Origin of the sequence: Cupriavidus sp. UYPR2.512 (assembly GCF_000379565.1) — a bacterium.
Lineage (GTDB): Bacteria > Pseudomonadota > Gammaproteobacteria > Burkholderiales > Burkholderiaceae > Cupriavidus.
Genome location: NZ_KB902987.1, coordinates 66623 through 90246, shown reverse-complemented (window position 1 = coordinate 90246; position 23624 = coordinate 66623). Strand labels below are relative to the sequence as shown.

Here is a 23624-nt window from a genome sequence, read left to right as displayed (position 1 = left end):
GCTTCAACCGCCGACGTTCGCGCAGCCGCGGGCTGTTGTTTTACCGGATCTTGGAACTGGCTGTTGCTCATGACCCCGTGCGCTACCAAGACCTGACGCGCAAAAAGAGTCCTAAGGCCGTGCGTCCGACGCCACCCAAGAAGCGTGGACATCCTCCCAGTCTCGATCGCCCCCGGCAGAACCGGCCATGGAGGCGTGTGGACTCCGGTTAAATGGATACCCCAAAGCGCACTTATCCTGCGCTCGACGTGCGCCTGGTCGGCGCCAAGTCGATCGAGCTGGCCGCGCAGGTTGAGGCCGGCGAACTGGATGCCGCCATCCTGGTCGAGGGCGCCGCGCGCGTGCCCGGCACGCTGCGCTGGACGCCGCTGTACCAGGAGCCGCTGGTGGCGATCGCGGCAAGCGGCAGCCCGGGCCGCGACGCGCGCGAGGCGCTTGCCACCAATCCCTACCTGCGCTTCGACCGCAGCCAGCGCACCGGCGTGCTGGTCGAGCGCGCGCTGCGCCGCGCGCACCTGAAGGTCAACGAGTTCCTGGAGCTGAACGCGATCGAGGCACTGGTGGAGCTGGTGCGGCAGGAGGTCGGCGTGACCGTGGTGCCGCTCTTGCGCCGCGCGCGCTGGCGCGACGACGAGGCGCTGCGCATCCTGCCGCTGCTGGTCAACGGCGAGCCGGTGATGCGTCACATCGGCATGCTGGAACGGCGCGACCACGGGCGCGGGCAGGTGACCGCGGCGGTGCGGGCGGCGTGCAGCGAGCTGTTCGGCGCGTAGCCTTCACGTCATAACCAAGACCTATCGGGAGGATAGTCAGAATCGCATTCTCCTGAAGTTCACCAGTGCATATATTTGGTTGTGGGCCGCAAGCGCGGCCGCATCGCCATGGGCGCTCCGACCTCCCGCGTCGGCGCATGCCCTCGCGCGTCCGTGCACCGGCGGCAATAAGCCGGGGATGCGCTTGACGGAGATATCCGGCGGATCCGCCGGAGCGGGATCGCCGATATCACAGCGAACTCTGGCAGCCATGGCTGCAGGCATGCAGTACGTCCCCACAAGGAGAGAACGTATGTCTAACGAAGCAAAGTGTCCCTTCACGCATGCCGCCGGCGGCGGTACGACGAATCGCGACTGGTGGCCAAAGCAGCTGCGTCTGGACCTGCTCAGCCAGCATTCCGGCAAGTCCAACCCGATGGGCGCGGACTTCAACTATGCGCAAGCATTCAAGAGCCTCGACCTGGCGGCGGTGAAGAAGGACCTGGCGGCGCTGATGACCGACTCGCAGGACTGGTGGCCGGCGGACTTCGGCCACTATGGTCCGCTGTTCATCCGCATGGCCTGGCATAGTGCCGGCACGTACCGCATCGGCGATGGCCGAGGTGGCGCAGGACGCGGCCAGCAGCGCTTCGCACCGCTCAATAGCTGGCCGGACAACGTCAGCCTGGACAAAGCGCGCCGGCTGCTATGGCCGATCAAGCAGAAGTATGGCCAGAAGATCTCCTGGGCCGACCTGCTGATCCTGACCGGCAACGTTGCGCTCGAAACCATGGGCTTCAAGACCTTCGGCTTCGGCGGTGGCCGCGAAGACACCTGGGAGCCGGACGCGGATGTGTACTGGGGCGATGAAAAGACCTGGCTGGGCGGTGACCTCCGTTACGGCAAGGGTGCCGCCGGCAAGTACGACGACCAGGGCGTGATCATCGCCGACGAGGCCTTGAAAGGCACCGAGGCCAGCCGCACCGACCCCGGCCGCAACCTGGAAAACCCCCTGGCCGCCGTGCAGATGGGCCTGATCTATGTGAACCCGGAAGGCCCTGACGGCAATCCGGACCCGCTTGCCGCAGCGCACGACATCCGCGAAAGCTTCGGACGCATGGCCATGGACGACGAGGAAACCGTCGCGCTGATTGCCGGCGGGCATGCCTTCGGCAAGACGCACGGTGCCGGTCCCGCCGACAACATCGGGGCCGAACCCGAGGGCGCCGATCTCGAGCACCAGGGCCTGGGATGGTCGAGCACCTTTGGCAGCGGCAAGGGCGCCGACACCATCACCAGCGGCCTGGAGGTGACCTGGAGCAGTACGCCGACGCAGTGGAGCAACAGCTATTTTGAGAGCCTGTTCAAGCACGACTGGGAGCTGACCAAGAGCCCCGCTGGTGCCAACCAGTGGGTAGCGAAAGATGGCGGGGAATCCATCCCGCACGCTTACGATCCCTCGAAGAAGCTGCGGCCGACGATGCTGACCACGGACCTGTCGCTGCGTTTCGACCCGGCCTACGAGAAGATCTCGCGGCGCTTCCTGGAGCATCCTGAGCAGCTCGCCGATGCCTTTGCCCGCGCCTGGTTCAAGCTGACCCATCGCGACATGGGCCCGCGCGCCCGCTACCTCGGCCCGGAAGTGCCGGCCGAAGAGCTGATCTGGCAGGATCCCATCCCGGCGGTGGACCATCCGCTGGTCAATGAGCAGGACCTTGCCGCGCTCAAGCAGAAAATCCTGGCCTCCGGGCTGTCTGTGTCGCAACTGGTGCAGACCGCCTGGGCCTCGGCATTCTCCTTCCGCGGCTCGGATAAGCGCGGTGGCGCCAATGGCGCGCGCATCCGCCTGGCGCCGCAGAAGGACTGGGCGGTCAACCAGCCCGAGCAGTTGGCGAAGGTGCTGAAGGTTCTCGAAGGGATCCAGGCCGAGTTCAACGGCGCGCAGTCCGGCGGCAAGAAAATCTCGCTCGCCGACCTGATCGTGCTGGCCGGTGGCGCCGGGATCGAGCAGGCGGCGCAGCAGGCCGGCCATCGCGTGAGCGTGCCGTTTACGCCGGGCCGCATGGACGCCTCGCAGGAACAGACCGATGTGGTGTCGGTCGGGATGCTCGAGCCGAAGGCAGACGGTTTCCGCAATTTCCTCAAGGAGGAATACAGCGTTCCGGCGGAGGCCTTGCTGATCGACAAGGCGCAATTGCTGACCCTGACCGCGCCCGAGATGACGGCGCTGATCGGCGGGCTGCGCGTGCTGAACGTGCATACCGGGCAGGATGCGCATGGCGTCTTCACGGACCGGCCGGAAACGCTGACCAACGACTTTTTCCGCAACCTGCTCGACATGCGCACGGAATGGAAGCCGCTGTCGGAGGCCCGGGACGTGTTCGAGGGGCGTGACCGCAAGACCGGCGAGCGCAAGTGGACCGGCACCCGCATCGACCTGGTATTCGGTTCGAATGCCCAGTTGCGGGCGCTTTGCGAAGTCTATGCAAGCGACGACGCACAGGAGAAGTTCGTGCGCGACTTCGTCGCCGCCTGGGCCAAGGTGATGAACCTCGACCGGTTCGACGTCGCCTGAGCGCTCGCGTGGTGCTCCGTCAGCGCTGTCATGGCCTGGCGGGGCCAAGTCCTGTCACGCGCGTCGGCGCAATGACAAGCGGCCGGCAAGTGCCGGCCGCTTGGCCTGTCAGGGCATGCCCTTGCGCTACATCATCCGGTGCGCGAAATGCCCGCGCTGCGCGTCGGCCATCAGTTCGAGGAACTGATCCGTGCTCATGTGCACCAGTTCCTGGTGGTCGCCCGCCTCGAAGTAGACGTCGGGGTGTGCCAGCAGGCTGTCGTCGAGCCAGGTCTGCGTGCCATACGCCATGCCAACCGGCGGGATCGCGCCGTGGTCGCAGTCGCGGAACACTTCACGCACGCCATCCTCATGCGCCAGCGACAGCTTGCGGCCGGTCTGCTCGCGGATCTCCGACAATTTCAGGTGGTGAGTCGAAGGAATCACGACGGCGACGTAGCCGCTGCCGTCTTCCAGCAGGACGGTCTTGGCCAGGCGGTCTCCGGGAATGTGTGCGGCCTGCGCAGTGGCCATGCTGCTGAGGCTGTAAGGGTGCCGAACGGTGTCGAACTGGCTTTGCTTCTTGCTCAGGCATCTCGCCAGCGTGGTAGACATGGTCATGATTTCAACCTCCGACGCGCGCAGCGCGACCGTTGTCCGAGTCCTACCAATATAGGTCGTCGGGGGTCAGGTCGCGGTGGGGCGCAGCCAAAACGTAGTCGGCAAGCACAAAAAAAGGGCACCTTGCGGTGCCCTTAGGGTGTTGTGCCGCCGGCCCCAGGGCCGGCGATATTCCCTGCTTATTCGTCCTGGAACGCTTCCTCGCGCTTGGACTTGATCGACGGCATCGCCACGACCAGCACCAGCACCGCAGCCGCGATCAGCAGGCCCATCGACAGCGGGCGCGTCACGAACACGCTGAAGTCACCGCGCGACAGCAGCAGCGAGCGGCGGAAGTTCTCTTCCATCATCGGCCCCAGCACGAAACCCAGCAGCAGCGGCGCCGGCTCGCACTTGAGCTTGATGAACAGGTAGCCGATCACGCCGAAGGCCGCGGTCTGGAACACGTCGAAGGTAGTGTTCTGGACCGAGTACACGCCGATGCAGCAGAACACCAGGATGGCCGGGTACAGGTAGCGGTAAGGCACCTTCAGCAGCTTCACCCAGATGCCGATCAGCGGCAGGTTCAGCACGATCAGCATGAAGTTGCCGATCCACATCGAGGCGATCAGGCCCCAGAACAGCGCCGGGTTGCTGGTCATCACCTGCGGGCCGGGCTGGATGTTGTGGATGGTCATCGCACCCACCATCAGCGCCATCACGGCGTTGGGCGGAATGCCCAGCGTCAGCAGCGGAATGAACGAGGTCTGTGCCGCGGCGTTGTTGGCCGATTCCGGACCTGCCACGCCTTCGATGGCGCCCTTGCCGAACTCATGCGCGTACTTCGAGGTCTTCTTTTCCAGCGAGTAGGCTGCAAACGAAGCCAGCGCCGCGCCACCGCCCGGCAGGATGCCCAGCGCCGAACCCAGTATGGTGCCGCGCAGCACGGCCGGGATCATGCGCTTGAAGTCTTCCTTGGTCGGGAACAGGTTGGTAATGTGGTCGGTGAAGGTTTCGCGGTGTTCCTTCTGCTCCAGGTTGGCGATGATTTCAGCAAAGCCGAACACACCCATTGCCACCGAAACGAAGTTCAGGCCGTCGGTAAGTTCCGGCACGTCGAACGAGAAGCGCGCGGCGCCCGAGTTCACGTCGGTACCCACCAGGCCCAGCAGCAGGCCCAGCACGATCATGGCGATGGCCTTGACCAGCGAGCCCGAAGCCAGCACCACGGCGCCGATCAGGCCCAGCACCATCAGCGAGAAGTACTCGGCGGGGCCGAACTTGAACGCCAGTTCCGACAACGGCGCAGCGAAGGCAGCCAGGATCAGCGTGGCCACGCAGCCGGCGAAGAACGAGCCCAGGCCCGCTGTCGCCAGCGCCACCCCCGCTCGCCCTCGTCTTGCCATCTGGTAGCCATCGATGGTTGTCACCACCGAGGACGATTCACCAGGCAGGTTCACCAGGATGGCGGTGGTCGAACCGCCGTACTGGGCGCCGTAGTAGATACCGGCCAGCATGATCAGCGCGGCCACCGGCGGCAGCGTGTAGGTCACCGGCAGCAGCATGGCGATGGTGGCCAGCGGCCCCAGGCCCGGCAGCACGCCGATCAGGGTGCCCAGCACGCAGCCCAGGAAGGCATACGCGAGGTTCTGGAAGGTCAGGGCGGTGGAGAAGCCCAGGCCCAGGTTAGCAAGTAGTTCCATGTTGGCGGCCTCCTTAGCTTGCCAGGAAAGCCGGCCACACCGGCATCTGCAGGTTGATGCCGTACACGAACGCGCCCAGGCTGATCAGCACCAGGATGATCGAGTTGAGGATCGCGCCCTTCCAGCTGAACTCGTGGCTGGCCATCGACGACACCAGCACCAGCACCAGCACGGACAGCACCATGCCCAGCGGTTTCAGCAGCAGGCCAAACAGCACCACCGAACCGAGGATCCACAAGAGCGTCTTGATGTCCCAGCGGGCCAGGTTGTCTTGTTCCGCCTTGGACGACAACGAGCCCAACAGCACCAGCGCGCCCAGCAGGGCGAGCACGATGCCGAGCCAGAACGGGAAGTATCCCGGTCCCATTTTTGCGGCGGTTCCCATGGAATAACCGCGCGCGACCCAGGAAAAGCCGAATCCGACCAGGATGAACATCAGGCCGGAGGCGAAGTCCTTTTGGCTACGTATGCGCAAAGTGAATCTCCTCGAAAAGACTGCTTTGAAATCTGCGGCTGGCCTCTTTCTTGCCTTTGTTGCGTTGCATCAATGGGGCATTTTTCGGAGGCCGTCCGACGGGCAGGGTGGAAGGTAAGGGTGCGACCTTTCAGCTACCTTTCAGATGTCTGCAGACAGGGTCATGCTGAGGGTATCCCCTAGTGAAAGAGCGCTTAAAAGTCCGGCCAGAGCCAATCTGGAGGCGGCTTGGCGGACAGACGGGCGATCCTGTGGCCGGGCTGCTGCGCTATCATCCGGAGCGGTCTGAGTTGGTCTTCAGCCGCGCAGCGGTACCTGCTGCCGAAAGGTTTGAAAGGTTCCGCAAGGGGACGCTTACGCAACACGAGGAGCGGTTTGGAAAGTATCGACCATGTCATCCTGCTCGGCGCCGTGGTGATGTCGCTGGGAATTGTGCTAGGCGCGTTCTCGGCGCGCTTCGGCGTGCCATTCCTGCTGGTGTTCCTGGCCGTAGGCATGCTGGCCGGCGTGGATGGCCCGGGCGGCATTCGCTTTTCCGATACCTGGCTCAGCTTTCTGGTCGGTAACCTGGCGCTGGCGGTGATCCTGCTCGATGGCGGCTTGCGCACGCGCTTTGCTACCTTCCGGGTGGCGCTCAAGCCTTCGCTGTCGCTGGCCACGGTCGGGGTGCTGGTGACGGCCGCGCTGGTGGGGATATTTGCCGCATGGCTGCTGGGCATCGACTGGCGGCTCGGGCTGCTGCTGGGGGCCATCGTCGGCTCGACCGACGCGGCCGCGGTGTTCTCGATGCTTAATAGCAGCGGCATCCGGCTGAAGGACCGGGTTGCGAGCGTGCTCGAGATCGAGTCGGGCATCAACGACCCGATGGCGATCTTCCTGACCCTGACGCTGATCGAATGGCTGACCGCGCCTGACGGCCTGACGCCGCTGGGCCTGGTCACGCGCCTGCTGGTGCAGTTCGGCGTGGGCGGGCTGCTCGGCCTGGCGCTCGGCTATTGCCTGGCCCGGGTGCTGGAGCGCATCCGCGTGGCCGAAGGGCTGCAGGCGATCCTGCTGTGCTCGGGCGGCGCGATGGTGTTCGCGCTCGTGCAGAGCGCCGGCGGCAGCGGTTTCCTGGCGGTGTACCTGACCGGCATGCTGATCGGCAACCGCGAGCGCGCGGTGACGTCGGACACCATGCGCGCCATGGACGGCATGGCCTGGCTGGCGCAGTCGGCCATGTTCCTGCTGCTGGGCCTGCTGGTGGCGCCGCACCGGATCTGGGAGGTGGCCGGCCCGGCGGTGGCCGTGGCGGCCTTCCTGATGCTGGTGGCGCGGCCGGTGGCGGTGTGGCTGGCGCTGCTGCCGTTCCGCTTCAATGCGCGCGAGACCGGCTTTATTGCCTGGATGGGCCTGCGCGGCGCGGTGCCGATCGTACTGGCGCTGTTTCCGCTGCTGCGCGAGGTGCCGCAATCGGGGCTGCTGTTCCGCATCGCCTTTGCCGTGGTGCTGGCCAGCCTGCTGTTCCAGGGCACCACGGTGTCGGTGGCCGCGCGCCTGGCGCGCGTGCGGCGCCCCGGCTACCCCGAGCCGCTGGCGCGTTCGCGCCTGCGCGGCACGCGCGCGCCGATCCTGGAGGTGATGCAGTTCGAAGTGGGGCCCAATGCGCCCGTGGAGAACGTTCGCGCCGATCAACTGGAGCTGCCGCCGCGCTGCCGGCTGATGACGGTGGCGCGCGACGATGTGCTGGCGGCGCTGGACCAGACCATGCTGCGCGCCGGCGACAGCGTCTGCGTACTGGCGCCGACCACGTCGCTGCCGACGCTGTCGGCGATGTTCCAGGCGCCGGGACGCGCGCCGACCTGGGAGGAGGTCTCGCACGATTTCCTGCTGTCGGGGGATGCGCCGCTGCGCGATGTGGCCGGGCTGTACGGCACGTGCGCGCTGACTCCGGAAGAAGAGCCGCTGACGCTGGAAGCGGCGATGCAGCGGGCCTTCACCTCGCCGCCGGTGGAGGGCGACAGCGTCGAGATCGCCGGCCTGCCGCTGACGGTGACGCGCATGGAGGGCGCGCAAATCCTGCAGGTGGGGCTGTTGCTGCCGCGGCTGGAGGGGGACTCGGGCGGGCGGCTATGGCCGCGGCGGAAGAAGGACGGCGGCGCCCGCAGTGGCGAGGGCGCCGAAGCGGAGTAGGAACAAGAAAGGCGGCCATGGCCGCCTTTCTCTTTAGTCCACCTTCGCCCCGGACACCTTCACGATCTGCGCGTACTTCTTCAGCTCGCGCTGGATCAGCGCCGCGAACTGCTCCGGCGTGGTCGGCGCCGGCTGCGCGCCGATGCGGGCCAGGCGGGCCTTCATGTCGTCGGTCTTCAGGATCGCCACGATCTCATGGTTGAGCCGCTCGACGATCTCGCGCGGGGTGTTGGCCGGCGCGAACACGCCGAACCACGTGGAGATGTCGAAGCCCTCCAGCCCGAGCCCCTTGCCGGCTTCGGCAATGGTCGGCAGTTCCGGGAAGGACGCGGCGCGGCTGGCGGTGGTGACCGCAAAGGCCTTGAGCTTGCCCGCCTTGATATTGGCCGAAGCCGACGCCAGGTTGTCGAAGATCAGGTCGGTCTGGCCCGACAGCACCGACAGCTGCGCCGGCGACGCGCCGTTGTACGGGATATGGACCATGCTGATCTTCGCCATGCTCTTGAACAGCTCGCCCGACAGGTGGCCGGCGCTGCCGTTGCCGCCCGAGGCGTAGTCCAGCTTGCCCGGGTTCTTGCGCGCGTACGCGACCAGGTCGCGCACGTTGTTGAGGTGCAGCTCGGCGGCCTTGCCCGGATGCATCACCAGCACGTTGGGCACGTCGGCCACCAGCGTGATCGGCGCGAAGTCCTTGACCGGGTCATACGGCATCTTGCTGAACAGCGTCGGGTTGATGGCGTGCGTGGCCACCGCGCCCATGACGATGGTGTAGCCGTCGGCCGGCTGCTTGGCGACATAGTCCGCGCCCAGGTTGCCGCCGGCACCGGGCTTGTTCTCGATCACCACCGGCTGGCCCAGGCTGTCGCGCAGCTTCTCGCCGATGGCGCGCGCGACGGTGTCGAGCGGGCCGCCGGCGGGGTAAGGCACCACGAAGCGCACCGGCTTGGTCGGGTAGGCATTGGTGGCCGCCACGGCGGCGGCGGGCAGCAGGGCCGCGGTCAGCGCGGCGGCAAGCAGTTTCTTCAGCATGTCTCGGACTTCAGGGGATTGGGATTTTTATCTGGCGCCGATGCCCCGCGCCATCATGACCGCGCACAGCGGCAGCAGGATCACCAGGTGGGCTTCGATCATCACCCAGCGGCGGGCGGCCTTCAGCTCGGACGGCGGCGGCACGTAATCCGGCAGCCGGCGCGCCTGCTTGCGCCAGCGCGCGATGGCAAAGGTCGGCGGCAGCGAGCACAGCGCGATCAGCACGAACACGCCCACCTTGGCGTGGAACCACGGGTTGTGCAGGTAGAAGTCGACGCCCTTGGCGCCGTAGAACAGGCGCAGCAGGCCGGTGCCCAGCACCACCATCGCGGACAGGAAATAAAACAGGTCGTACAGCGACAGGCGCCGCACCGCGGCTGGCGTGATTTCGGGGCGCAGCACCACCGCCTCGGCGGCCATCAGGGTGATCAGGACGAAGATTGCAAGGAAATGCAGGAAAGCCAGTATGGCGTCGGTCAGCATGGGTTCTCCTTTGCCTTTGCCTCAGTGGGGACTGAACTGCTTCGGGAAGGCACCGGCGGCAGGACACCAGGGCCGGCCGCCGGCAGGAGGAGAATCTTACAGCACACCCTTTGCACGCAGTGCTTCGATCTGCTCAGGCCTGTAGCCCAGCGTGTCGGCCAGCACCGTGTCGGTGTGCTCGCCCAGCAGCGGCGGGTGGCGCAGCGCCTGCGGCGGCGTGGCGCTCATCTTGATCGGGCTGCCCACCAGCTTGACCTCGCCGGCGCTGGGGTGGGGCAGGTCCACGCGCAGGCCGCGTGCCTTGACCTGGTCGTCCTCGAACACGTCATCGAGGGTGTTGATCGGGCCGCACGGCACGCCGGCGGCCTCCAGGTCGCGGATCCACTGCGCGCGGGTGCGCGGGCGCACCATCTCGGCCAGGATCGGCACCAGCAGGTCGCGGTTGGCCACGCGCTGCGGGTTGGTGGCAAAGCGCGGGTCTTCGGCCAGCTCGGGCTTGCCGCCGTCGGTGACGAACTTGCGGAACTGCCCGTCGTTGCCCACCGCCACGATCAGCCAGCCGTCGGCGGCCTGGAAGGTCTGGTAGGGGACGATATTGGGGTGCGCATTGCCCCAGCGGCGCGGCGCCTCGCCGCTGGCCAGGTAGTTGGTGTTCATGTTGGCCAGCATTGCCACCTGCACGTCCAGCAGCGCCATGTCGATGTACTGGCCCTCGCCGGTGCGGTCGCGGTGCGCCAGCGCCGCCAGCACGGCGATGGTGGCGTACTGGCCGGTCATCAGGTCGGAAATGGCCACGCCGGCCTTCTGCGGGCCGCCGCCGGGCAGGTCGTCGCGCTCGCCGGTCAGGCTCATGAAGCCGCCCATGCCCTGGATGATGAAGTCATAGCCCGGGCGCGCGGCGTAAGGGCCGGTCTGGCCGAAGCCGGTGACCGAGCAGTAGATCAGGTCGGGCCTGACCTGCCTGAGCGACTCATAGTCCAGGCCGTACTTCTTCAGTTGGCCGACCTTGTAGTTCTCGAGCACTACGTCGCTTTGCGCCGCCAGTTCGCGCACGATCCGCTGGCCTTCCGGCGTGCTGATGTCGCAGGTCACCGAGCGCTTGTTGCGGTTGGCGGCCAGGTAGTAGGCGGCTTCAGCGGTGTCGCGGCCGTCTTCGTCCTTGAGCCAGGGCGGCCCCCAGGTGCGGGTGTCGTCGCCGGCGCCGGGGCGCTCGATCTTGATCACGTCGGCGCCGAAATCGGCAAGGTTCTGGGCGCACCACGGCCCGGCAAGCACGCGGGTCAGGTCGAGGACGCGGAGATGGCTTAAAGCTCCCATGGCGGTAGTCAAGGCAGTGGGTAAGGCGGGGGATCGGTCGGAACAGCGAGAGGTCGGCGCGCCCCTGGAAACAGAGGCCGGGGCGGGTTGCCTGCACTGTACCACCGGCAAATCGCCAGTGCGGCTTTGAGTGCCTTATGAGACGCTTGCGGCGGTGGGATTTGGGCGATAGCCGGCCGGCTCCCCGGCGCCATGCCCGACCTGCCCGGCGGGCTGCCTTGCCCGTATAATCAACGGTTTGCAAATCCAATACTGATTCGTCGCGCCCGGCCACGCCAGGGCAAGCGTCCGCCATCCCATGAAAGTCTCAGACATTCGCAGCAAGTTCCTGCAGTTCTTCGAATCGAAGGGCCATACCGTGGTCCGCTCGTCCAGCCTGGTGCCGGCGAACGACCCGACGCTGCTGTTCACCAACTCCGGCATGGTGCAGTTCAAGGACGTGTTCCTGGGCACCGACAAGCGCCCGTACACCCGCGCCACCTCGGCGCAGCGCTCGGTGCGCGCCGGCGGCAAGCACAATGACCTGGAGAACGTGGGCTACACCGCGCGCCACCATACGTTCTTCGAGATGCTGGGCAACTTCTCGTTTGGCGACTACTTCAAGCGCGAAGCCATCCAGTACGCATGGGAACTGCTGACCAAGACCTACCAGCTGCCGGCTGAAAAGTTGTGGGTGACGGTCTACGCGGAAGACGACGAGGCCTACGACATCTGGGCCAGGGAAGTGGGCGTGCCGGCCGAGCGCATCGTGCGCATCGGCGACAACAAGGGCGCGCGCTACGCATCGGACAACTTCTGGCAGATGGCCGACACCGGCCCGTGCGGCCCGTGCTCGGAAATCTTCTACGACCACGGCCCGGATGTGTGGGGCGGCCCCCCGGGATCGCCCGAGGAAGACGGCGACCGCTACATCGAGGTCTGGAACCTGGTGTTCATGCAGTTCAATCGCGACGACCAGGGCAACATGACGCCGCTGCCCAAGCCGTGCGTGGACACCGGCATGGGCCTGGAGCGCATTGCCGCGGTGCTGCAGCATGTGCACAGCAACTATGAGATCGACCTGTTCCAGGCACTGATCAAGGCCGCCGCGCGTGAAACGCATATCGACAACCTGAACCAGAACTCGCTGAAGGTCATTGCCGACCATATCCGCGCGTGCGCGTTTCTGATCGTCGACGGCGTGATCCCCGGCAATGAAGGCCGCGGCTACGTGCTGCGCCGGATCATCCGCCGCGCCATCCGCCATGGCTACAAGCTGGGCCAGAAGACTCCGTTCTTCCACAAGCTGGTGCCGGACCTGGTCGCCCAGATGGGGCAGGCCTACCCGGAACTGGCCGAAGCGCAGTCGCGCGTGACCGAAGTGCTGAAGGCCGAGGAAGAGCGCTTCTTCGAGACCATCGAAAACGGCATGTCGATCCTGGACGCCGCGCTGGCCGACCTGAAGCTCAAGGGCGGCAAGACGCTGGACGGCGAACTCGCATTCAAGCTGCACGACACCTTCGGCTTCCCGCTGGACCTGACGCAGGACGTTTGCCGCGAGCAGGAAATCGGCGTGGACGAAGCCGCCTTCGACGCCGCCATGAACCGCCAGCGCGAGCAGGCGCGCGCCGCCGGCAAGTTCAAGATGGCCGCCGGCCTGGAGTACACCGGTGACAAGACCGTGTTCCACGGCTACGAGAAGCTGGAACTGCCGCAAGCCAGGGTCACCGCGCTGTATGTGGACGGCGCCGCGGTCGACGCGATGCAGCCGGGCCAGACCGGCGTGGTAGTGCTGGACAACACCCCGTTTTACGCCGAGTCCGGCGGCCAGGCCGGCGACCAGGGCGTGCTGACGGCTGGCAACGCCAGCTTCGCCGTGGCCGACACCACCAAGATCCAGGCCGATGTGTTCGGCCACCAGGGCACGCTGCAAGGCGGCGCGCTCAAGGTGGGTGACGCGGTGTCGGCCCAGGTCGACGCGCAGCGCCGTGCGCGCACCGTGCGCAACCACTCGGCCACCCACCTGATGCACAAGGCCCTGCGTGAAGTGCTGGGCAGCCATGTGCAGCAGAAGGGCTCGCTGGTGGATGCGGACAAGACCCGCTTCGACTTCTCGCACAACGCCGCGCTGACCGAAGACCAGATCCGCCGGGTTGAAGAGATCGTCAACGCCGAGATCCTGCGCAACGATGATACGCACGCCGAGGTCATGCCGTTCGACGACGCGGTCAAGAGCGGCGCGATGGCACTGTTCGGCGAGAAGTACGCCGACGACGTGCGCGTGCTGTCGATCGGCACCTCGAAGGAACTGTGCGGCGGCACCCACGTGCACCGCACCGGCGATATCGGCCTGTTCAAGATCGTGGTGGAAGGCGGCGTGGCCGCCGGCATCCGCCGCGTGGAAGCCATCACCGGCGACAACGCGCTGCACTACCTGCAGAGCCTCGATGCCAGGCTGAACGAAGCCGCCGCCGTGCTGAAGGCCCAGCCGTCCGAGCTGGTGCCGCGCATCGGCCAGGTGCAGGACCAGGTGCGCGCGCTGGAGAAAGAGCTGGAGCGCCTGAAGAGCAAGCTGGCCGCCTCGCAGGGCGACGAGCTGGCCGCGCAGGCGGTCGACATCAAGGGCCTGAAGGTGCTGGCCGCGCAACTGGACGGCGCCGACGTCAAGACCCTGCGCGAGACCATGGACAAGCTCAAGGACAAGCTGCAGAGCGCGGCCATCGTGCTGGGTGCGGTGTCCGACGGCAAGGTCAGCCTGATCGCTGGTGTCACCGCCGATGCCACGGGCAAGGTCAAGGCCGGCGAGCTGGTCAACTTTGTCGCCCAGCAGGTGGGCGGCAAGGGTGGTGGCCGTCCCGACATGGCACAGGCTGGCGGCACCGAGCCGGCCAAGCTGCCGCAGGCGCTGGCTGGTGTCAGCGAGTGGGTGGCGGGTAAGGTTTGAGTGGGGGGGTTGGTGTTGTCTGGCTCCGGCACTGCGGTTGGTTTTCGTGCTTGACGGGCGTGGTCTGTTCCGCCGGCGTAGCCGGCGAGTCACTTTTTGTCCGAGCGACAAAAAGTAACCAAAAAACGCGTCGCCTGTGCGGCTGGCAATCCATTCCTCGGCGTTGGTAGTTCGGGCGGCGGTGATTTCCGTTCGATGTGGTTGCCCGTTCGAGCCTGCTACGCCATGTGAGTTAGGGATCGTGCCTGCGATAACCCACTATTGAACGATCCCCATGCAGGGCGTAGGCCGCCTGCTGCCGACCGTATCGCGGGGATGCCTACGGCTGCGCTGCGCGCCGGCCCTAAGCAGAGCGACCGACCACTTCCTAACCGCGTTGGGTTCGGCGTCATCCGCGACGACGCGGTGCGAGCGCAGCGATGCACTCCGTGCCCGTGCCTCTGACCTGAGATGCTGAGTGCGCGCAGCGCAGCCGAAGGCGTCCCACCGATGGCGGTCTTAGCAGGCTGCCAACAACCTAAAGTCGGGTTCGTCCAATAGTCCGTTGACGCAGGCACCAGACAGGGAGCGTAGCTGGCTCGAACCACCAATCACATCGGCGGAAATCACCACCGCCCGAACCACCAACGCCGATGACTTTATTGCCAGCCGCACAGGCGACGCATTCTTTGGTTACTTTCTGTCGCTTGGACAGAAAGTGACTCGCCGGCTACGCCGGCGAAACAGCCCACGCCCGTCAAGCACGACATCCATTCACAGTGCCGAAGCCCCAAAACATCAAAGAACCGCCTATTTCCCGTCCCCCCCCTTAGCCCCCAGCGCCGTCAACAACTCCATCGGCATCGGAAACACGATCGTCGAACTCTTGTCGCCGGCAATCTGCGTCAGCGTCTGCATATAGCGCAATTGCATCGCCTGCGGCTGCCGCGCCAGCATCTGGGCCGCTTCAAGCAGCTTCACTGAAGCCTGCAGTTCGCCCTCGGCATGGATCACCTTGGCGCGCCGCTCGCGTTCGGCCTCGGCCTGCCGCGCAATGGCGCGGATCATGGTTTCATTCAGGTCGACATGCTTGATCTCGACGTTCGAGACCTTGATGCCCCAGCCGTCGGTCTGGGCGTCCAGCGCCTGCTGGATGTCGAGGTTGAGCTTCTCGCGCTCGGCCAGCATCTCGTCCAGTTCGTGCTTGCCCAGCACCGAGCGCAGCGTGGTCTGCGCCAGCTGGCTGGTGGCTTCGAGGAAGTTCGCCACCTGGATGATGGCGCGCTCCGGATCGACCACGCGGAAGTACACCACCGCATTGACCTTCACCGAGACGTTGTCGCGCGAGATCACATCCTGCGGCGGCACGTCCATCACCACCGTGCGCAGGTCCACCCTGACCATTTGCTGCACGGCGGGGATCAGCAGCACCAGGCCCGGGCCCTTGACCCGCCAGAAGCGCCCGAGCATGAACACCACGCCGCGTTCGTATTCGCGCAGCACGCGGATCGAGGTGATCACCAGCAATGCCAGCAGGAAGATCAAACCGCCGAAGCTGAATCCGTAGGCCATAGTCAGGCTCCCTTGTCTGGCGTCGGTTGGGATGGGGGCGTCGGGGCAAGCGGGCCGTTGCCGACAGCGATCACGTCAAGCACCAGGCCGTGCCGTGCGGTGACGACCACCGGCGTGCCGCGCACCAGGGGGCTGGCGCTGCGCACGCGCCAGTTCTCGCCGCGCACCGAGGCCCAGCCTTCGCCGCGCAGGTCGTCCAGCAGTTCGCCGCGGGTGCCGACCAGGGTGTCGGCGCCACTGACCACCGGCCGCTTGCGCGCGCGCACCAGCATTGCCGACATGCCGAACACGAAGATCGCGGACAGCGCCGACATGGCCGCCACCATCGGCACCGGCACGCCGAAGCCCGGCACGTCGGTGTCGATCAGCATGACCGCGCCAAAGGCGAAGGCGATGATGCCGCCCACCCCCAGCGCGCCGAAGGTCGGCAGGAACAGCTCCGCCACCATGCAGCCGATGCCCAGCGCCACCAGTGCCAGCCCGGCGTAGTTCACGGGCAGCATATGCAGCGCGAACAGCGCCACCAGCAGGCAGATCGCGCCGGCAACGCCGGGCACCACCATGCCCGGCGTGGAGAATTCGAAGATCAGGCCGTAGATGCCGATCATCATCAGCAGCAGCGCCACGCTGGGCTCGGTGATCACGGCCAGGAAGCGGTTGCGCCAGTCGGGTTCCAGCGTCACCACCGGCGCATTGGCGGTGCGCAGCACGCTGACCTTGCCGCCGGCAGCGGTGATCGTGCGGCCTTCAACCTGGCGCAACAGCGCGGGCAGGTCGGGGGCGACCAGGTCGACCACGCGCTGCGCCAGGGCCTCGTCGGCAGACAGGCTGACCGACTCGCGCACGGCGCGCTCGGCCCATTCGGCGTTGCGTCCGCGCAGTTGCGCCAGGCCGCGTATGTAAGCCGAGGCGTCGTGCATCTGCTTGCGCGCCATGGTGTCGCCCCCGGCGGGCTCGCTGGCGGGGGCCGAGGCGGGCCTGGCGCCGGGCAGGGCCTCGGGCTTCTGCGGCCCGCCAATGCCGACCTGCACCGGGGTGGCCGCGCCCAGGTTGGTGCCCGGCGCCATGGCCGCGATATGGCTGGCGTAGAGGATGTAGGTGCCGGCACTGGCCGCGCGCGCGCCGCCGGGATAGACGTAGCTGGCCACCAGTACCGGCGAGGCCAGGATCGCCTGGATGATCTCGCGCATCGACGCGTCCAGCCCGCCCGGGGTGTCCATTTCCAGCACCAGCAACTGGGCGCCGCCCTCGCGCGCGCGTTCCATGCTGCGCAGGATAAAGCTGGCGCTGGCGGGGCTGACCGCACCTTTGAGCGGAATCACGTAGACCGGCGCGGTTGCCGTGGTCGTGACGGGGGCGGCGGGCGCCGAGGCGCCGGAGGGCGGCGCTGCACGGGCGCCTGGGCCGATCAGCGCGGCGAGGGCGGCCAGGGCAATGGCGCCGCACGCCGGCGCCAGGCCGGCCAGCAGCCGGCCGGACATCGGCCGAAGGGCCCGCAGCAGCGCGGTGGCAGGTTTCATGACAGGGGCGGGGCACGCAAGGTGCCGTGATGGCGCCACTTCAAGTGTAGGCCACCGGGCACATCTTGCACGCGGCCTGCCTGGGGCTCCGCGCCAGGCGCTCAGGCCGCCGCCAGGTCAGGCCTGGCCGAGGGGCCGGGTGAGTCGGCGGTGAGGGTGTCGATCAGCGCATGCAAGGCCGCGCTGGCCATGGACGGATGCCAGGCCAGCAGTGTGCGCACGCGGCCGGCCGCGCCCAGGCTGTGCTGGCGGATGGCGGGCAGGTCGCGGTAAAGCCCCAGCACCGAGCGTGGCACGATCGCCGCACCGATGCCCGCCGCCACGCAGGCGACGATGGCATGGTACGAGCTTAGTTGCAGCACGCGCGGCGTCGGCGCATCGCCGATCACATACCAGTTCTCCAGCCGGGCGCGATAGTTGCAGCCGGGCTCGAACGCCAGCAGCGTCGGCACCTCCAGGTCGGCCGCGGTGCGCACCGGGCGATGGCGATCGCGCGTGATCACCACCAGCTCTTCCTCGAACACCGGGACGGCGCTCAGCGCCGGATCGGTCAGCGGCTCGGCGACAAAGGCGCATTCCACCTCGAAGCGCGCCAGCGCATCCAGGGCCTGGCGCGTGGCCAGCGTGACCAGCTCCAGCTGCACCGCGGGCCAGGCCTGGTGGTACGCGGCCAGCACATTGGGCAGGCGGCTGGCGGCGGTGCTCTCCATCGAGGCAATGCGCAGCCGGCCGTGCGGCCGCGCCGGCAGCACCGCCTGGCGTGCCTCTTCGGTCATGCTGAGGATGCGGCAGGCATAGTCGAACAGGGTCTGCCCGGATGGCGTCAGCACCATGCGCCGGCCGTCGCGCACGAATAGGTCGACCCCGAGCGACTGCTCCAGCTGGCGGATGCGCGTGGTGACATTGGACTGCACCCGGTGCAGCCGCTCGGCCGCACGGGTGATGCCGCCGGCTTCGACGACGGCGCGGAAGATCTCGAGGGCGGCAAGGTCCATGCGGGACTCCTGAGGCTATCCATCTCTTATCAAGATGCCAGGCATCTTGATAATTCATTTTTGGGGATGATAAAGCCAGCGTAGCATACAGGCATCGCAATGCAAACCGCTGCCCCCGCCACCCCAGCCATGCCGAACCCCCACAGCCTCGACCCTGAACACCCCGCCGCTGCGGGCCTGGCCACCCGGGCGTCGGCACGGCGCGAAGCCGGCGCGGTGGCGGTAGCCATGGCCGGCCTGGTGTCGCTGGCGGTGGTGATGGGCATCGGCCGCTTTGCTTTCACGCCGCTGCTGCCGATGATGCTGCATGACGGCACCGTCACGCTGCATCAGGGCGGCTGGCTGGCCACGTTCAACTACATCGGCTACTTTGCCGGCGCTGCCGTGTGCATGTTTATCCGGCCCGATGCGGTGCGCATGCTGCGCTGGGGGCTGGTGGCCACCGTGCTGCTGACGCTGGGCATGGCACTGCCGGGCGGCATGCCGGCATGGTCGCTGTGGCGCGCTGCCGCGGGCGTGGCCAGCGCGGTGGTGATGGTCTACACCGCCGGCTGGTGCCTGCAGCGGCTGGCGGAGCTGGGCAAGCCGGAGCTCGCCGGGCTGATCTTCTGCGGCCCGGGGCTGGGCATCGTGGTCACCGGCCTGGGCACCTCCGGCATGGTCGGCGCGGGGTGGCATGCCGACTACGGCTGGTTGGCGTTCACGGTGCTGGCCGCGGTGCTGGTGGCGGCGGTGTGGCGGGTGTTCGTGTTGGAGCCGGCGCCGGTGCCGGGCCCTTCCGTGCGGGAAGACGTCCCGGCAGACAACCAGGCCGCCCGGCTCGACGCCCAGACCTGGATCCTGACGCTGGCCTACGGCCTGGCCGGCTTCGGCTACATCATCACCGCGACCTTCCTGCCGGTGATTGCGCGCGAGGCGCTGCCCGGCACAGTCTGGGCCGACCTGTTCTGGCCGATCTTCGGCGCGGGCGTGGCGGTGGGCGCGTTCCTGGCCACGCGGGTCGGCATGGCGCACGACAACCGCAAGCTGCTGACGCTGCTGTATGGTATGCAGGCGCTGGGCGTGGCGATCGCGGTGGTGTTCCCGAGCGTGGCCGGCTTTGCCCTCAGCAGCCTGCTGGCGGGGCTGCCCTTCACCGCGCTGGTGGCCTTTGCGATGCGCGAGGCGCGGCGCCTGTGGGGGCCGCATGCGGCGCGGCTGATGGGCCTGATGACGGCGTCCTACGGCCTGGGCCAGATCGCCGGGCCGCCGCTGGCGACCGCGCTGGTGGCACGCACCGGGGGCTTCGCCAGTTCGCTGGCGTGCGCGGCGGCGGCGCTGCTGCTCGGCGCGCTGGTGTTCGCCTGGATGCGCCGCGCCTGGCCGCAGGGGGCCGCCCGGAGCTGACCGGCAAGGTGCGCTAAAGTATGGCCTTTGCCGCCTGGCGCGCCACGCGAGCGGCTGCCGCGTCTGGCGTGCAGCCCGTGGCGCGGCACAGAAGGCCGGGGCCGTACCCGGCACGCGAGACCGGGCGGCGCAGGAGCGACCCCATGTCTTTTGCCTTGCAGCCCGCGCGTGCCGCGGGTGGCCCCATCCAGCCCGTTTCCGCTGAAGAACAGCGCGTGCGCGTCGACCTTGCCGCCGCCTACCGCCTGGCCGCGCGCGAGGGCTGGGATGACCTGATCTACACCCATATCTCCGCCACGGTGCCGGGCGAGCCCGACCACTTCCTGATCAATCCCTTCGGCTTTGCCTTCGATGAGATCCGCGCCAGCGACCTGGTCAAGATCAACGGCCGCGGCGAGGTCGTCGGCGAGACCGTGCATCCGGTCAATGTGACCGGCTTTGCGCTGCACGCCGCGGTGCATGCGGCGCGCGTCGACGCGATGTGCGTGATGCACCTGCATAACACCGCCGGCATTGCCGTATCGGCGCAGGCCGCGGGGCTGTTGCCGCTGTCGCAGCATGCGATGCGCTTCCACGGCCGCATGGCCTACCACGACTACGAAGGCCTGGCCTTCACCCCGGCCGAGGGCGCGCGGCTGACCGCATCGCTGGGTGCGCATCCGGCCATGCTGTTGCGCAACCACGGCACGCTGACGGTGGGCCGCACCGTGGCCGAGGCCTATGTGCTGATGGCGACGCTGATCAAGGCGTGCGAGGTCCAGATTGCCGCGCAGGCGGGCGGTGCGCTGGTGCAGCCCGGCGCGGCCGTGGCGGACAAGACCTCCGGGCAGCTCTACGACAACGGCGCCGTCGAAGGCGTGATGGAGTGGCCCGCGCTGCTGCGCAAACTGGATAGAATCGATCCTTCATACCGGGACTGAGCGGGACTGATTTCCCGCCGCGACTCAACCACATTCATCAAAGGAGCATTGCATGCCGACTTTCCACGTCGAAATGTTTGAAGGCCGTACCATCGAGCAGAAGCGCAAGTTTGTCGAGGAAGTGACCCGCGTCAGCTGCGAGACCCTGGGCTGCTCGGCCTCGGCCGTCGACATCATCATCACCGACATCAAGCGCGAGAACTGGGCCACCGGCGGCGAGCTGTGGGCCGACAAGAAGTAAGGTTCCAGGCAGCCCCACACTGAACACCATGCAGCACTTCGCCTCCGACAACTACGCCGGCTTCTGCCCGGAATCGCTCAAGTATTTCCTGGAAGCCAACGCCAGCGGCCATGAACAGGCCTACGGCGACGATACCTGGACCCAGAAGGTCTGCGACCGCATCCGCGACCTGTTCCAGACCGACTGCGAAGTGTTCTTCGTGTTCAATGGCACGGCGGCCAACTCGCTGGCGCTGTCGGCGCTGTGCCAGTCGTACCACTCGGTGATCTGCCACGAGCTGGCGCATATCGAGACCGATGAATGCGGCGGCCCGGAGTTCTTCTCCAATGGCTCCAAGCTGCTGACCGCGCCCGGCGCCGACGGCAAGCTGACGCCCGACGCAGTCGAGGCGCTGGTGACGCGCCGCTCCGATATCCATTACCCCAAGCCCAAGGTGGTGTCGCTGACGCAGTCGACCGAAGTCGGCACCGTCTACAGCGTGGAAGAGGTGCGGGCGATCGCGGCCATCGCCAAGCGCCGGCAGCTGCGCGTGCATATGGACGGCGCGCGCTTTGCCAATGCGGTGGCGTCGCTGGGGGTGCATCCGTCCGAGATCACCTGGCGCGCGGGCGTCGACGTGCTGTGCTTCGGCGGCACCAAGAACGGCCTGCCGGTGGACGAGGCGGTAGTGTTCTTCGACCGCCGCCTGGCCGAGGACTTTGCCTACCGCGTCAAGCAGGCCGGGCAGCTGGCCTCGAAGATGCGCTTTATCTCCGCGCCGTGGCTGGGTCTGCTCGAGAACGACGTATGGCTCGCCAACGCGCGCCATGCCAATGCCATGGCGCAGTTGCTGCAGCAGCGCATCAGCGATATTCCGGGCGTTCGCATCATGTTTCCGACGCAGTCCAACGCCGTGTTCGCCGAGCTGCCGCTGCCCGCGATCGAGGCGCTGCGCGCCAAGGGCTGGCGCTTCTATACCTTTATTGGCGCTGGCGGCTGCCGTTTCATGTGTTCATGGGACCTGCAGCCGCAGACGGTTGAGGCGCTGGCTGCCGATATGCGTACGGCTTGCGGCGCCTGACCGGCATCCCATACCTATAACGACGAGACCCCTTCAGGAGCCCCCAAATGCAATACCGATTCTGCCCGCAGTGCGGCGCGCCGCTGGAGGTGCTGCCGCTGTCCGGGCGCGAACGCCACGCCTGCGTGCAGCAGGAATGCGGCTTCGTGCACTGGAACAATCCGCTGCCGGTGCTGGCGGCGGTGGTGGAGTACCAGGACAAGCTGCTGCTGGCGCGCAATGCCGCCTGGCCGGAGACCATGTTCGCGCTGGTGACGGGCTTCCTGGAGCGCGACGAGCCGCCCGAGCTGGGCGTGGCGCGCGAACTGAAGGAAGAGACCAACCTCGATACCGAGTCGGTGTCGCTGATCGGCGTCTACGAGTTCATGCGCAAGAACGAGCTGATCATCGCCTACCACGTCAAGGCGACCGGCACCGTGGCGCTGTCCGAGGAACTGGCCGACTACAAGCTGGTGGCGCCGGAGGATGTGCGCGTCTGGTCGGCCGGCACCGGCTTCGCGGTGGCCGACTGGCTGGCCGCGCGCGGCTATCCGGTGCGCTTCTTCGACCGCCAGACCGGCGCGGACATTCCCGACCCGCGCCGCCCGCACGACTTCAGCCTGGTCGGGGGTTCGCTACAATACCGGTGGTGAGGCTGGCCTCCGGCCAGCCGCCCAGCCCCCAGAATCGAAGGAAGAGACGAATGGAGTTCCAGAAAGAAGTGGATGCGCGCGGCCTGAACTGCCCGCTGCCGATCCTGCGCACCAAGAAAGCCCTGGCCGACATGGCCAGCGGCGACGTGCTCAAGGTGCTGGCCACCGATCCCGGCGCCACGCGCGATTTCCAGGCCTTTGCCAAGCAGACCGGCAATGAGTTGCTGTCGCACTCGGAAGTGGACAAGGTCTTTGTGTTCTACATGCGCCGCCGCTGATCCGCGCGCTGACCCGCATACTTGCGGGCCTGCCAAAGAAAAAGCCGCTCGAAAGCGGCTTTTTCTTTGGCAGCAGGGCAGGGCGATCAGCTGCCGATGCCGGTCAGGTGCTCGCGCGACTCCAGGTAGGCGCTGAAGTCAGCGCCGACTTCGGGGTGCTTCAGGGCGAACTCCACGGTTGCCTTCAGGTAGCCCAGCTTGCTGCCGCAGTCATAGCGGCGGCCCTGGTAGCGGTAGGCCAGCACCTGCTCCTGGCCCAGCAGCGACTGGATCGCGTCGGTCAGTTGCAGTTCGCCGCCGGCGCCCGGCTTCAGTTCGCGCAGGTGGTCGAAGATGCGCGGCGTCAGGATGTAGCGGCCGACCACGCCGAGGTTGGACGGCGCGTCTTCGGGCGCCGGCTTCTCGATGATGCCCGAGACCTTGATCACGTCCGCATCCCACTCGCGGCCGTCGATCACGCCGTAGGAACGGCTCTGTTCGGGCGTGATTTCCTCGACGCCCAGCACCGAGCAGTTGTAGTGGTTGAAGGTATCCACCATCTGCTTCATCACCGGCGGGTTGCCGTCGATCAGGTCATCGGCCAGTATCACCGCGAACGGGGCGTCGCCCACCAGCTTGGCCGCGCACAGCACCGCGTGGCCCAGGCCCAGCGCTTCGGGCTGGCGCACATAGAAGCACTCCACGTTGGCGGGCTTGATCGAGCGCACCACGTCCAGCAGCGCCTGCTTGTTCTTGGCTTCAAGCTCGACTTCCAGTTCGAAGGCCTTGTCGAAATGGTCCTCGATGGCGCGTTTGGAGCGGCCCGTGACAAAGATCATCTCGGTAATGCCGGCGGCCATGGCTTCTTCCACGGCGTACTGGATCAGCGGCTTGTCCACCACCGGAAGCATTTCCTTGGGGCTGGCCTTGGTGGCCGGCAGGAAGCGAGTGCCCAGGCCCGCAACCGGGAACACAGCCTTGGTGACGCGATTTTCCATATCAGGTGTACCTCTCAGATTCCAGTCCATAACCCTGCCAGCCATTGCGGGCGCCG

The 23624-nt window shown here is 67.0% G+C and carries 19 protein-coding genes and 2 pseudogenes; 11 read left to right on the top strand and 10 right to left on the bottom strand.

The window, feature by feature from the left end; all coding sequences use genetic code 11:
- The 3 genes and pseudogenes from A3A5_RS45690 to katG all read left to right on the top strand — a co-directional run.
- A pseudogene (locus tag A3A5_RS45690) lies at positions 1 to 107 on the top strand (IS1595 family transposase); the annotation flags it as partial.
- A 117-nt stretch (positions 108 to 224) separates the two neighbouring features.
- Positions 225 to 773: pseudogene (locus A3A5_RS38680) on the top strand (LysR substrate-binding domain-containing protein); the annotation flags it as partial.
- Between the two features lie 292 nt (positions 774 to 1065).
- Positions 1066 to 3327, top strand: a complete 2262-nt coding sequence (gene katG, locus A3A5_RS0116615) for a catalase/peroxidase HPI (RefSeq protein WP_018311676.1) — start codon at positions 1066 to 1068, stop codon at positions 3325 to 3327.
- Positions 3328 to 3453: 126 nt separating this feature from the next.
- On the opposite strand, the gene A3A5_RS0116610 is transcribed toward katG, so the two are convergent.
- The 3 genes from A3A5_RS0116610 to A3A5_RS0116600 all read right to left on the bottom strand — a co-directional run bounded on the left by A3A5_RS0116610 (position 3454) and on the right by A3A5_RS0116600 (position 6084).
- The gene (locus A3A5_RS0116610) at positions 3454 to 3927 is read right to left on the bottom strand and encodes an aminoacyl-tRNA deacylase (protein WP_018311675.1); all 474 of its coding nucleotides are present in this window, start codon (positions 3925 to 3927) and stop codon (positions 3454 to 3456) included.
- A gap of 179 nt (positions 3928 to 4106) precedes the next feature.
- A complete protein-coding gene (locus tag A3A5_RS0116605; protein WP_018311674.1) occupies positions 4107 to 5609 on the bottom strand; it encodes a tripartite tricarboxylate transporter permease in 1503 nt (500 codons plus the stop codon).
- Positions 5610 to 5622: 13 nt separating this feature from the next.
- A complete protein-coding gene (locus A3A5_RS0116600; protein ID WP_018311673.1) occupies positions 5623 to 6084 on the bottom strand; it encodes a tripartite tricarboxylate transporter TctB family protein in 462 nt (153 codons plus the stop codon).
- 375 nt (positions 6085 to 6459) lie between these two features.
- On the opposite strand from A3A5_RS0116600, the gene A3A5_RS0116595 reads away from it, so the two are divergent.
- Positions 6460 to 8256 carry a potassium/proton antiporter gene (locus A3A5_RS0116595; protein WP_018311672.1) on the top strand — a complete coding sequence of 599 codons (1797 nt, stop codon included), beginning with the start codon at positions 6460 to 6462 and terminating at the stop codon, positions 8254 to 8256.
- A 33-nt stretch (positions 8257 to 8289) separates the two neighbouring features.
- Here the strand turns inward: A3A5_RS0116595 and A3A5_RS0116590 are convergent, their stop codons facing one another.
- The 3 genes from A3A5_RS0116590 to A3A5_RS0116580 all read right to left on the bottom strand — a co-directional run bounded on the left by A3A5_RS0116590 (position 8290) and on the right by A3A5_RS0116580 (position 11085).
- Positions 8290 to 9285, bottom strand: a complete 996-nt coding sequence (locus A3A5_RS0116590) for a tripartite tricarboxylate transporter substrate binding protein (protein WP_018311671.1) — start codon at positions 9283 to 9285, stop codon at positions 8290 to 8292.
- Between the two features lie 27 nt (positions 9286 to 9312).
- Positions 9313 to 9768, bottom strand: a complete 456-nt coding sequence (locus tag A3A5_RS0116585; RefSeq protein WP_018311670.1) for a DUF2214 family protein — start codon at positions 9766 to 9768, stop codon at positions 9313 to 9315.
- Positions 9769 to 9864: 96 nt separating this feature from the next.
- Positions 9865 to 11085, bottom strand: coding sequence for a CaiB/BaiF CoA-transferase family protein (locus tag A3A5_RS0116580; RefSeq protein WP_026200843.1), 1221 nt, complete (start codon positions 11083 to 11085; stop codon positions 9865 to 9867).
- Between the two features lie 298 nt (positions 11086 to 11383).
- On the opposite strand from A3A5_RS0116580, the gene alaS reads away from it, so the two are divergent.
- Positions 11384 to 14008, top strand: a complete 2625-nt coding sequence (alaS, locus tag A3A5_RS0116575; RefSeq protein ID WP_018311668.1) for an alanine--tRNA ligase — start codon at positions 11384 to 11386, stop codon at positions 14006 to 14008.
- A gap of 789 nt (positions 14009 to 14797) precedes the next feature.
- On the opposite strand, the gene A3A5_RS0116570 is transcribed toward alaS, so the two are convergent.
- From A3A5_RS0116570 to A3A5_RS0116560, 3 genes are all read right to left on the bottom strand, one after another.
- The gene (locus A3A5_RS0116570; protein WP_018311667.1) at positions 14798 to 15559 is read right to left on the bottom strand and encodes a slipin family protein; all 762 of its coding nucleotides are present in this window, start codon (positions 15557 to 15559) and stop codon (positions 14798 to 14800) included.
- A gap of 2 nt (positions 15560 to 15561) precedes the next feature.
- Entirely contained in the window at positions 15562 to 17079 is a 1518-nt protein-coding gene (locus A3A5_RS0116565; RefSeq protein WP_026200842.1) for a nodulation protein NfeD, read from the bottom strand.
- Between the two features lie 101 nt (positions 17080 to 17180).
- Positions 17181 to 18074: a LysR family transcriptional regulator gene (locus tag A3A5_RS0116560; RefSeq protein ID WP_018311665.1), complete on the bottom strand. Its 894-nt coding sequence runs from the start codon at positions 18072 to 18074 to the stop codon at positions 17181 to 17183.
- A gap of 129 nt (positions 18075 to 18203) precedes the next feature.
- On the opposite strand from A3A5_RS0116560, the gene A3A5_RS0116555 reads away from it, so the two are divergent.
- From A3A5_RS0116555 to A3A5_RS0116530, 6 genes are all read left to right on the top strand, one after another.
- Positions 18204 to 19460 (top strand): YbfB/YjiJ family MFS transporter, encoded by a 1257-nt coding sequence (locus tag A3A5_RS0116555; protein ID WP_018311664.1) that lies wholly within the window; start codon positions 18204 to 18206, stop codon positions 19458 to 19460.
- A 143-nt stretch (positions 19461 to 19603) separates the two neighbouring features.
- The gene (locus A3A5_RS0116550; RefSeq protein ID WP_018311663.1) at positions 19604 to 20380 is read left to right on the top strand and encodes a class II aldolase/adducin family protein; all 777 of its coding nucleotides are present in this window, start codon (positions 19604 to 19606) and stop codon (positions 20378 to 20380) included.
- A gap of 52 nt (positions 20381 to 20432) precedes the next feature.
- Positions 20433 to 20621, top strand: coding sequence for a 4-oxalocrotonate tautomerase (locus A3A5_RS0116545; RefSeq protein ID WP_010813672.1), 189 nt, complete (start codon positions 20433 to 20435; stop codon positions 20619 to 20621).
- 28 nt (positions 20622 to 20649) lie between these two features.
- Positions 20650 to 21681, top strand: a complete 1032-nt coding sequence (locus tag A3A5_RS0116540) for a low specificity L-threonine aldolase (RefSeq protein WP_018311662.1) — start codon at positions 20650 to 20652, stop codon at positions 21679 to 21681.
- Positions 21682 to 21728: 47 nt separating this feature from the next.
- Positions 21729 to 22313, top strand: a complete 585-nt coding sequence (locus A3A5_RS0116535; RefSeq protein WP_010813670.1) for an NUDIX domain-containing protein — start codon at positions 21729 to 21731, stop codon at positions 22311 to 22313.
- A gap of 50 nt (positions 22314 to 22363) precedes the next feature.
- Positions 22364 to 22591, top strand: a complete 228-nt coding sequence (locus tag A3A5_RS0116530) for a sulfurtransferase TusA family protein (RefSeq protein ID WP_010813669.1) — start codon at positions 22364 to 22366, stop codon at positions 22589 to 22591.
- Between the two features lie 86 nt (positions 22592 to 22677).
- On the opposite strand, the gene galU is transcribed toward A3A5_RS0116530, so the two are convergent.
- Entirely contained in the window at positions 22678 to 23568 is an 891-nt protein-coding gene (gene galU / locus A3A5_RS0116525) for a UTP--glucose-1-phosphate uridylyltransferase GalU (RefSeq protein ID WP_018311661.1), read from the bottom strand.
- Positions 23569 to 23624 lie beyond the last annotated feature (56 nt).

Coding starts and splice junctions, on each gene's coding strand:
- katG (WP_018311676.1), top strand. CDS start 1,066: ATGTCTAACGAAGCAAAGTGTCCCTTCACGCATGCCGCCGGCGGCGGT.
- A3A5_RS0116610 (WP_018311675.1), bottom strand. CDS start 3,927: ATGACCATGTCTACCACGCTGGCGAGATGCCTGAGCAAGAAGCAAAGC.
- A3A5_RS0116605 (WP_018311674.1), bottom strand. CDS start 5,609: ATGGAACTACTTGCTAACCTGGGCCTGGGCTTCTCCACCGCCCTGACC.
- A3A5_RS0116590 (WP_018311671.1), bottom strand. CDS start 9,285: ATGCTGAAGAAACTGCTTGCCGCCGCGCTGACCGCGGCCCTGCTGCCC.
- A3A5_RS0116585 (WP_018311670.1), bottom strand. CDS start 9,768: ATGCTGACCGACGCCATACTGGCTTTCCTGCATTTCCTTGCAATCTTC.
- A3A5_RS0116580 (WP_026200843.1), bottom strand. CDS start 11,085: ATGGGAGCTTTAAGCCATCTCCGCGTCCTCGACCTGACCCGCGTGCTT.
- alaS (WP_018311668.1), top strand. CDS start 11,384: ATGAAAGTCTCAGACATTCGCAGCAAGTTCCTGCAGTTCTTCGAATCG.
- A3A5_RS0116570 (WP_018311667.1), bottom strand. CDS start 15,559: ATGGCCTACGGATTCAGCTTCGGCGGTTTGATCTTCCTGCTGGCATTG.
- A3A5_RS0116565 (WP_026200842.1), bottom strand. CDS start 17,079: ATGAAACCTGCCACCGCGCTGCTGCGGGCCCTTCGGCCGATGTCCGGC.
- A3A5_RS0116560 (WP_018311665.1), bottom strand. CDS start 18,074: ATGGACCTTGCCGCCCTCGAGATCTTCCGCGCCGTCGTCGAAGCCGGC.
- A3A5_RS0116555 (WP_018311664.1), top strand. CDS start 18,204: ATGCCGAACCCCCACAGCCTCGACCCTGAACACCCCGCCGCTGCGGGC.
- A3A5_RS0116550 (WP_018311663.1), top strand. CDS start 19,604: ATGTCTTTTGCCTTGCAGCCCGCGCGTGCCGCGGGTGGCCCCATCCAG.
- A3A5_RS0116545 (WP_010813672.1), top strand. CDS start 20,433: ATGCCGACTTTCCACGTCGAAATGTTTGAAGGCCGTACCATCGAGCAG.
- A3A5_RS0116540 (WP_018311662.1), top strand. CDS start 20,650: ATGCAGCACTTCGCCTCCGACAACTACGCCGGCTTCTGCCCGGAATCG.
- A3A5_RS0116535 (WP_010813670.1), top strand. CDS start 21,729: ATGCAATACCGATTCTGCCCGCAGTGCGGCGCGCCGCTGGAGGTGCTG.
- A3A5_RS0116530 (WP_010813669.1), top strand. CDS start 22,364: ATGGAGTTCCAGAAAGAAGTGGATGCGCGCGGCCTGAACTGCCCGCTG.
- galU (WP_018311661.1), bottom strand. CDS start 23,568: ATGGAAAATCGCGTCACCAAGGCTGTGTTCCCGGTTGCGGGCCTGGGC.